This is a genomic window from Aeromicrobium alkaliterrae, assembly GCF_039529015.1.
In the GTDB taxonomy this organism is placed as follows: Bacteria; Actinomycetota; Actinomycetes; order Propionibacteriales; family Nocardioidaceae; genus Aeromicrobium; species Aeromicrobium alkaliterrae.
Genome location: NZ_BAAAME010000004.1, coordinates 838,717 through 847,122, shown reverse-complemented (window position 1 = coordinate 847,122; position 8,406 = coordinate 838,717). Strand labels below are relative to the sequence as shown.

The 8,406-nt window shown below is 70.8% G+C and carries 10 protein-coding genes; 4 read left to right on the top strand and 6 right to left on the bottom strand.

Translation table 11 applies throughout. The features are described 5' to 3' along the window. The coding region (locus tag ABD127_RS12215) for an ethanolamine ammonia-lyase light chain EutC (protein WP_344201841.1) at nt 1–488 on the top strand (488 nt) is incomplete at its 5' end. Nucleotides 489–566: 78 nt separating this feature from the next. Next, nucleotides 567–1,325: an enoyl-CoA hydratase-related protein gene (locus ABD127_RS12210; RefSeq protein WP_344201839.1), complete on the top strand. Its 759-nt coding sequence runs from the start codon at nt 567–569 to the stop codon at nt 1,323–1,325. Here ABD127_RS12210 and ABD127_RS12205 read toward each other — a convergent pair. Further along, nucleotides 1,322–2,080, bottom strand: a complete 759-nt coding sequence (locus ABD127_RS12205; RefSeq protein ID WP_344201836.1) for a helical backbone metal receptor — start codon at nt 2,078–2,080, stop codon at nt 1,322–1,324. The two genes, ABD127_RS12210 and ABD127_RS12205, sit on opposite strands and share 4 nt — an antisense overlap. A gap of 102 nt (nt 2,081–2,182) precedes the next feature. Here ABD127_RS12205 and ABD127_RS12200 point away from each other — a divergent pair, with 102 nt between their 5' ends. Together ABD127_RS12200 and ABD127_RS12195 are read left to right on the top strand one after the other, a co-directional pair. Beyond that, on the top strand, nt 2,183–2,620 hold the full coding sequence (locus ABD127_RS12200) for a VOC family protein (protein WP_344201833.1): 438 nt from the start codon (nt 2,183–2,185) through the stop codon (nt 2,618–2,620). 6 nt (nt 2,621–2,626) lie between these two features. Continuing rightward, nucleotides 2,627–3,337: a winged helix-turn-helix transcriptional regulator gene (locus ABD127_RS12195; RefSeq protein WP_344201831.1), complete on the top strand. Its 711-nt coding sequence runs from the start codon at nt 2,627–2,629 to the stop codon at nt 3,335–3,337. Between the two features lie 90 nt (nt 3,338–3,427). On the opposite strand, the gene rnhA is transcribed toward ABD127_RS12195, so the two are convergent. The 5 genes from rnhA to ABD127_RS12170 form a co-directional block, all read right to left on the bottom strand. Beyond that, nucleotides 3,428–3,886 carry a ribonuclease HI gene (gene rnhA, locus ABD127_RS12190; RefSeq protein WP_344201829.1) on the bottom strand — a complete coding sequence of 153 codons (459 nt, stop codon included), beginning with the start codon at nt 3,884–3,886 and terminating at the stop codon, nt 3,428–3,430. After that, on the bottom strand, nt 3,886–4,383 hold the full coding sequence (locus tag ABD127_RS12185) for a thioesterase family protein (RefSeq protein ID WP_344201826.1): 498 nt from the start codon (nt 4,381–4,383) through the stop codon (nt 3,886–3,888). Before ABD127_RS12185 ends, rnhA begins: the two co-directional genes overlap by 1 nt. Before the next feature lie 75 nt (nt 4,384–4,458). Further along, nucleotides 4,459–4,635: a CstA-like transporter-associated (seleno)protein gene (locus ABD127_RS12180; RefSeq protein ID WP_344201824.1), complete on the bottom strand. Its 177-nt coding sequence runs from the start codon at nt 4,633–4,635 to the stop codon at nt 4,459–4,461. After that, a complete protein-coding gene (locus tag ABD127_RS12175; protein WP_344201822.1) occupies nt 4,632–6,809 on the bottom strand; it encodes a carbon starvation CstA family protein in 2,178 nt (725 codons plus the stop codon). The genes ABD127_RS12180 and ABD127_RS12175 overlap by 4 nt, the downstream gene beginning before the upstream one ends. A gap of 439 nt (nt 6,810–7,248) precedes the next feature. Continuing rightward, nucleotides 7,249–8,406: methylmalonyl-CoA mutase family protein (locus ABD127_RS12170; protein ID WP_344201820.1), on the bottom strand; the 1,158-nt coding region annotated here is incomplete at its 5' end.

Sequence of the window (8,406 nt, the reverse complement as noted above, 5' to 3'; positions counted from 1 at the left end):
CGGCTGGCATCGTCGTCAACCCGGCCAAGTCGCGCACGTTCACGATCACCGAGGACGACCTCGTGATCGTGCTCGCCGACGGCCTGTCGCCCCGGGCGCTCGTCGACCACGGGGCGGGGATGCTCGCGGCGCTCGTCGAGGCGTTCGGCGAGCGGTACCGGGTCGCGCCTCCGGTCGTGGCCACGCAGGCGCGTGTGGCGCTGGGCGACCACGTGGGGGAGGCGCTCGGCGTCACGACGGTCGTCGTCGTGATCGGTGAGCGGCCCGGCCTCTCGGTGGCCGACAGCCTCGGTCTGTACCTGACCCACGCGCCTCGTGCGGGCCGCAGCGACGCGGACCGCAATTGCATCTCGAACGTTCACCCGCCCGAGGGGCTCGGGTACGCGGTCGCCGCTCGTACGGCCGCCGCACTCGTGGCCGGCGCGCGTGAGCTGGGTGCCTCGGGCGTGCGCCTCAAGGACCAGGGCGGGATCGAGCTCGAGGTCTGAGCCCTTGAGTCGGGTGCGGCGGTGCTGCCGGCCTGCCCGGCTGGCATGCTCGGGCGCGTCGACGAAGAGGGGATGACGATGTCCGAGGTCCTGCGCACCGAGCACGTCGACGGCGTGCTGGTGCTGACGCTGAACCGTCCACACCGCCGCAACACGGTCGACCGTGAGCTGGCCGACGCGCTGGACGCGGCCTTCGCCGCTGCGGAGCTCGACCGTTCCGTGCGGGTCGTGGTCGTGACCGGAGGACCGGAGTTCTTCTCCGCGGGCACCGACCTGAGCCAGGAGACGAGCCCGACCACGCCGGACGGTGGGCCCTACGGCTTCGTCCGCCGATCTCGCACCCGGCCGCTCATCGCGGCGGTCGAGGGCTTCGCGCTGGGCGGCGGCCTGGAGATGGTGCTGGCCTGCGACCTGGTGGTCGCCGCCGAGGGCGCCCAGCTCGGGCTCCCCGAGGTCAGGCGCGGGGTCGTCGCGGTGTGTGGTGCCCTGTTCCGCGCGCCCGACCGGCTGCCGCCGGCCATCGCGACCGAGATGCTGCTGACCGGCACGCCGATCTCGGCCGAGCGGGCGCACGCCGTCGGCCTCGTCAACCGGCTCGCGCCGCCCGGCGGTGCTCTCGACGTCGCGCTGGGGCTCGCGCGCGAGATCGCGGCGAACAGCCCGGAGGCCGTGCGGTCCACGGTCGGCGCGATGATCGACGCGCGCACCGCGAGCGAGCAGGCGGTGTGGCCGCTGACCGAGCGCGCCATCGAGGAGGTGCGGGTCTCGGCCGACCGGGCCGAGGGCGTCGCCGCCTTCTTCGAGAAGCGCGCGCCGCGCTGGCCCGCCGGCGCCTAGCTCCCGAGCGTGCGGCGCGCCTCGAGCATGGCGGGTCCGTACCAGGTCAGCAGCCGGCCCGACACGAGTCGGGTCGGCACCAGCGCGAACGCCTCGGGTCCGTCCTCGGCCGTGAAGACGTACGGCTCGTCGGGCAGCAGGACGAGGTCGGTGCCGGCGGCGTCGAGCTGGGCGAGCTCGACGTGGGGGTAGCGGTCGACGTCGGCCGCGGGGTCCGGATCGGCGCCGAAGGCGTTCACGTAGCCGAGGCGCTGCAGGAGGTCGTCGGTGTACGTGCGGGGGCCGACGACCATCCAGGGGTCGCGCCAGATCGGGACCGCGACGGTCGCACCACCGGCGGGGGAGGGGGCGGACCACGCCTCCTCGGCTTCCACCAGCCACGCGGGGACGCCCCAGCCGAGGGCCTCGTCGAACAGGCGGCGCATCGACGTCAGCGCCTCGTCGACGGTCTCGATGCGCGTGACCCACACCGGCACGCCGGCCTCGCGCAGGCGCCGGACGTCGAGCTCGCGGTTCTCCTCCTGGTTCGCGACGACGAGGTCGGGGCGCAGGCCCTCGATGGCCTTCCGGTCCGGGTTCTTCGTGCCGCGCACGCGCGGGACGTCGAGGTCGGCCGGGTGGGTGCACCAGTCCGTCGCGCCGACGAGGGCTTCGGGCCGGGTCGCCGCGATGGCCTCGGTCAGTGACGGCACGAGGCTGACGACGCGGGTCGACGGGGCGGTCAGGGACAGCTCGAAACCGAGGTCGTCACGCATGCCACGATTGTTGCGCACTTGCTATTGACAAGCGAACTTGCTTTTTGCAAGTATCACTCGTGTCGCACCGTGCGACCCACCTCACCTCAGGAGAAGAACGCCATGGCTCTCAAGATCTTCGTCAACCTCCCCGCTCACGACCTCGACGCCTCCAAGGCCTTCTACACGGCGCTCGGCGCGACGATCAACCCCGACTTCACCGACGAGAACGCCGCCTGCGTCGTGTGGACCGACGACATCTACTTCATGATCCTCAAGCCCGAGTTCATGGCGACCTTCTCGGCCAAGCCGATCGCCGACCCGCACGAGAGCGCCCAGGTCGCCGTCGCGCTGATGCTCGACTCGCGCGAGGAGGTCGACGCCAAGGCCGACCTGGCCGTCGCCAACGGCGGCGCCGCGCCGCGCGACCCCGAGGACTACGGCTTCATGTACCAGCGCAGCTGCGAGGACCCGAGCGGCAACATCCTCGAGTTCGGCTGGATGGACCCCCGGGCGGCCGAGGTCGGCCCCGAGGCGTACATGGCCGAGCAGGGCGCCTGAGCCACGGTGGCATCGCGCAGCTACGGCCAGTACTGCGGGGTCGTGACGGCCCTCGAGCAGGTCGGCGAGCGGTGGGCGCTGCTCATCGTCCGTGACCTGCTCGTGGGACCCCGTCGCTACGTCGACCTCAAGAACGGCCTGCCGCGCATCCCGACCAACATCCTCAGCAAGCGGCTCAAGGAGCTGCAGGACGACGGGGTGGTGCGGCGGGTGCCGCTCGCCCACCGCGGTCTCGTCTACGAGCTCACCGACCGGGGGCGGGCGCTCGAGCCGCTCATGCTGGCGCTCGGCGAGTGGGGCTTCGGGGCGATGGGGGAGCCCGGCCCCGAGGACATCGTGACGCTCGACTCGATGACGATGGCCTTCCGGACGTCGTTCCGCCGCGACGTCGCCGCGGAGCTGCCCGCGACGCGGTACGAGGTGCACGTCGGACCCGTCGCGCTCAACCTCGCAGTCGACGGCGGCGAGCTGCGCGTGCGTCCGGTCGAGGGTGGTCCGCTCGTGCGGGTCGCCGACGGCGAGCTCGCCGAGGAGGCCGACGCCGACCTCGTGATCGTGTGCGGGCCGGGCATCCGCGAGCTCGTCGCCGGCACCGTCACGGCGTCCGAGGCGATCGCCGCCGAGCTCGTGTCGGTCCAGGCCGGAGACCCGGCCCTGCTCGACCGCTTCGCCCGGACCTTCCACCTTGACCCCGGTCGAACGCCCTCTGGGGCGTGAGCGCCGGGGTCAGGTCGAGCGAGACACGGCGGAGCCGTCAGCTGTCGAGACCCGTGCAGGCAGAGGCAAGCCTCGGCGTGGGCGGGTAGGTCAGAGGCGGCCGGCGGCGAGCTCGCGGGCGGCGGTGGTGGCGAGGCGGTCGGCGATCTCGTTGTCGCGGTCACCCGCGTGCCCCTTGACCCAGTGCCACGTGACGTCGTGCCGCTCGACGGCCGCGACGAGCTCACGCCACAGGTCGGCGTTCTTGACGGGCTGCTTGGCCGACGTGCGCCAGCCGTTCTTCTCCCAGTTCGCGACCCAGCTCATGATCCCGTTGCGCACGTACGTCGAGTCGGTGCGCAGGTCGACCCGCGACGGCTGCTTGAGCGCCTGGAGCGCGCGGATCGCCGCAGTCAGCTCCATCCGGTTGTTGGTCGTGTCGGGCTCGGCGCCGGACAGCTCCTTCTCGTGCTCGCCGGCACGCAGGATCGCGCCCCAGCCACCCGGCCCGGGATTGCCGAGGCATGCGCCATCGGTCGAGATCTCGATGTGGGGACGCTCCTCGGCCATCAGCGACGCACGCCGATCGAGCCGCTGAGGGGCAGGTCCCAGTCGGGCCGGTCACGCTCGGCGACGGCGTCGATCAGGGCCGCGATGTCGTCGGGGATCGGGCTGGGGCGGCGGGTGCTCATGTCCATGTGCACGAGCGCGGTCTCCATGACGCAGGCGAGACGCTCCTGCGTCTCGTCGACGATCAACGACAGGACGTGGAACGCCTTGCCGCCCCGGTCGACCACCAGCACGCGCACCGACACGTCCGCACCCTCGCGGATCTCGCCGACGTAGCGCAGGTGGTGCTCGGCCGTGAAGGTCGAGAGCCCGCGACGGCCGATGTAGTCGTCGGACATGCCGAGCTCGCGGTACAGCGAGGCGACGCCGGTCGCGCCCAGCACGAGGTAGTGCTGGATGTTCATGTGACCGTTCTGGTCGATGAACTCCGGCGGGACGACCTGACGCAGCGTCACCGGCAGTGCCGCGACCTGCTCGTAGGAGGGGAGGTTGCTCACCCGCCCGACGATACGGTCTCCGGTGCCGCGTTCCCGCGCCAGGCCCCGTTGCTTGACGCGCGCGTCAAGTGGGCGTCAGCAGCAGCGGGCCATGGGGGCGTGGGCGACCTGCTCGGCGCGGTGGCGCTCGAACTCGCGACGGGTCGCGGGCTCGACGCCGTCACGAGTGCAGCGCGCCAGGTAGTCGTCCCAGCGCGCCTCGCCCGTGAACTCGCGAAGCAGGCGCCTCAGGCCCGTGGGCCGCGTCGTCATCGTGCGCTCCCGGCCCGCTCGCGTTCGGCATCGCGCTCGGCCTCCCACTCCGCGACGGCCTTCTTCTCGTCGGCCGTGGCGATGAAGTCCGAGGGCGCGACGATGTGCGACTCGGTGTGCGGCACCTCGGTGGTGGGCAGCGAGCCGGCGCGGATCGCGCGGACCCAGATCAGTGCCGCGTTCGCGACGATGACGATCACGAGCAGCGCGAAGATCGCCTGCAGCACGCCGTTGGTCGTCGAGTTGGTGATGACCGTGCCCATCTCGGCGTCGGTGGAGGCGGGCGCCAGCACCTCGCCCGCCTCGCGAGCCTCACGGAAGCGCGACGCCTGGGCGAAGTAGCCGATCGCGGGGTTGTCGCTGAAGATCTTCTGGTAGCTCGCGGTCATCGTGACGACGAGGTCCCACGCGAGCGGGACGCCGGGCACCCACACCCACTTCAGCCAGCCGTGCTTGAGGAACAGCGTCACGCACAGCGTCAGCGCGATGGCAGCCAGCAGCTGGTTGGCGATGCCGAACAACGGGAACAGCTGGTTGATGCCGCCGAGGGGATCGGTCACGCCGACGTAGAGCATGTAGCCCCACAGCCCGACGGTCACGGCGCTGGCGGTCCAGGCCGCGGGACGCCACGAGACGTCGCCGAACTTGGGCCAGAAGTTGCCGACCGTGTCCTGCAGCATGAAGCGGCCGACGCGGGTGCCGGCGTCGACGGCCGTGAGGATGAAGAGCGCCTCGAACATGATCGCGAAGTGGTACCAGAACGCCTGGAGGCCGCCGCCGAACGCGTCGCTGAAGACCTGCGACAGGCCGAACGCAAGGGTCGGTGCGCCGCCGGTGCGCGAGACGAGGGTCTCCTCCTCGATCGAGTCCGCCGCTGCCTGGAGCGTCTCGGGCGAGATCGTGAAGCCGAGGCTGCTGACGAACTGGGCCGCGCCCTGGACCGTGCCGCCCGTGGCGCCGGCAGGGGCGTTCATCGCGTAGTAGAGGCCCTGGTCGATGACGACCGCGGCGATCAGCGCGCTGATCGCGACGAACGACTCCATCAGCATGCCGCCGTAGCCGATCATGCGGACCTGACCCTCCTTGGCGATCATCTTCGGGGTGGTGCCCGAGGAGATCAGCGCGTGGAAGCCGGACAGGGCGCCGCAGGCGATCGTGATGAAGACGAACGGGAAGAGCTTGCCGGAGAACACGGGTCCGTCGCCGTCGGTCGCGAAGCTCGTGACGGCATCGGCCTGCAGCACCGGCGCGGCGACGACGAGGCCGACCGCGAGCAGCAGGATCACGCCGATCTTCATGAACGTCGAGAGGTAGTCGCGCGGGGTCAGCAGCATCCACACGGGAAGGATCGAGGCGACGAAGCCGTAGACCACCAGGCCGATGACGAGGTGCTCCTTCGACAGCGTCAGCGCGTCGTTCAGGCCGAGCTGGTCGACGTAGCCGCCGCCGACGATCGCGAGCAGCAGGAGCGCGACGCCGATCGCCGTGGCCTCCATGACCCGGCCGGGTCGGATGTAGCGCAGGTAGAAGCCCATGAACAGCGCGATGGGGATCGTCAGGGTGATCGAGAAGACGCCCCACGGCGACTCCGCGAGCGCGTTGACCACGACGAGCGACAGCACCGCCAGGATGATGATCATGATCGCGAAGACCGCGATCAGGGCCGCCGTGCCGCCCACGACGCCGATCTCCTCGCGCACCATCTGGCCGAGGCTCTTGCCATCGCGCCGCATCGAGAAGAACATCACGACCATGTCCTGCACGGCGCCGGCGGCGATGACGCCGACGATGATCCAGATCGTGCCGGGGAGGTAGCCCATCTGTGCGGCGAGGACCGGACCGACGAGCGGGCCGGCGCCGGCGATCGCGGCGAAGTGGTGGCCGAACAGCACGCGCCGGTCGGTGACCTCGTAGTCGACGCCGTTGTCGAGGCGCTCGGCCGGCGTGGCCCGCGTGTTGTCGAGCTTCAGGACGCGTCGGGCGATGAACCGCGAGTAGAAGCGGTACGCGATCGCGTAGGACGAGAGCGCCGCGAACAGGATCCAGAGGGCCGAGACCTCCTCACCGCGGGCGAGGGCCAGGACGCTCCAGCAGACGGCGCCGACGAGGGCGACGGTGCCCCACACGAGGATCGTGCGGAGGCGGCCGGGCGGAGGTGCGGTGAGGGTGCTCATGGTGGTCTCCCCGAGGTGGTGCTGAACGGCTCAGGTCTCCACGATCGGCAGAGACCGGCTCCACCCCACCACAGGTGACCCGCGCCACACCACTTCGCGCGACGAGCGGTCAGTGGGGCGCGACGAACGGTTCGTGACGGGTTGCTGCGCGCAACTTCCGGCGCCCGTGGTCCCGACAAGCGGCATGGACGAAGGAGCGGGGCCGGTTCGCGGTGTCAGGCGGACGGGCACGCCGATTGGCCCTCCGGCACGGCAAATTTGCCGTGCCCGAGGGCCAACTCCCGTGCCGGCACGGCAGTTCGTCCGCCTACGCCGGGCCCCGGCCGTCGCTCCTGGTCCATGCCGCTTGTCGGTGGTGCGGGACGCGGTCGGGTGCGGGTGGTTTCGAGGCTCGGGCGCGGGCGCCCTCGCACCTCAACCGCCGGTGGTGGCGAGTGACCTACACGTTACGGCGGTACTGGCCGCCGACCTCGAAGAAGGCCTCGGTGACCTGCTGGAGCGAGCAGACGCGGGCCGCGTCGACCAGCACCGCGAACACGTTGTCGCCGGTGACGGCGGCCTCCTTGAGGCGCGAGATCGCCTCGGCCGCCTCGCTCGCGTGCTCACCCTGGAACGAGCGCACGCGGCCGAGCTGGCCCTGCTTCTCGCCCTCGGTCGCGCGGGCGAGCTCGATGACCTGCGGCTCCTCGTCCTCCACGTGCGGCTTGCGGAACGTGTTGACGCCGATGATCGGCAGCGACCCGTCGTGCTTGCGGTGCTCGTAGAGCATCGACTCGTCCTGGATGCGGCCGCGCTGGTAGCCGGTCTCCATCGCGCCGAGCACGCCGCCGCGCTCGTTGATCGCGTCGAACTCGGCCAGGACGGACTGCTCGACCAGGTCGGTCAGCTCGTCGATGATGAACGAGCCCTGCAGCGGGTTCTCGTTCATCGCCAGGCCCCACTCGCGGTTGATGATGAGCTGGATCGCGAGCGCCCGGCGCACCGACTCGGCGCTCGGGGTCGTGACGGCCTCGTCGTACGCGTTGGTGTGCAGGCTGCTGGCGTTGTCGTAGATCGCGATGAGCGCCTGCAGCGTCGTGCGGATGTCGTTGAAGTCCATCTCCTGCGCGTGGAGCGAGCGGCCCGACGTCTGCACGTGGTACTTCATCTTCTGGCTGCGGTCGTTCGCGCCGTACTTCTCCTTCATCGCGACGGCCCAGATGCGGCGCGCCACGCGGCCCAGGACCGAGTACTCCGGGTCCATGCCGTTGGAGAAGAAGAACGACAGGTTCGGCGCGAAGTCGTCGATGTCCATGCCGCGTGCGAGGTACGCCTCGACGTACGTGAAACCGTTGGCCAGCGTGAACGCGAGCTGGCTGATGGGGTTCGCCCCGGCCTCGGCGATGTGGTAGCCGGAGATCGAGACCGAGTAGAAGTTGCGCACGCCCTCGGCGATGAACCACTCCTGGATGTCGGCCATCATCCGCAGGCTGAACTCGGTGGAGAACAGGCACGTGTTCTGGCCCTGGTCCTCCTTGAGGATGTCGGCCTGCACCGTGCCGCGGACGTTCTTGAGCGCGTACGAGCGCAGCTCGGCGTGCTCGGCCTCGTCGGGCTC

Excerpts from the sequence above, each read along its gene's own strand:
- ABD127_RS12210 (WP_344201839.1), top strand. The coding sequence starts at position 567 with ATGTCCGAGGTCCTGCGCACCGAGCACGTCGACGGCGTGCTGGTGCTG.
- ABD127_RS12205 (WP_344201836.1), bottom strand. The coding sequence starts at position 2,080 with ATGCGTGACGACCTCGGTTTCGAGCTGTCCCTGACCGCCCCGTCGACC.
- ABD127_RS12200 (WP_344201833.1), top strand. The coding sequence starts at position 2,183 with ATGGCTCTCAAGATCTTCGTCAACCTCCCCGCTCACGACCTCGACGCC.
- rnhA (WP_344201829.1), bottom strand. The coding sequence starts at position 3,886 with ATGGCCGAGGAGCGTCCCCACATCGAGATCTCGACCGATGGCGCATGC.
- ABD127_RS12180 (WP_344201824.1), bottom strand. The coding sequence starts at position 4,635 with ATGACGACGCGGCCCACGGGCCTGAGGCGCCTGCTTCGCGAGTTCACG.
- ABD127_RS12175 (WP_344201822.1), bottom strand. The coding sequence starts at position 6,809 with ATGAGCACCCTCACCGCACCTCCGCCCGGCCGCCTCCGCACGATCCTC.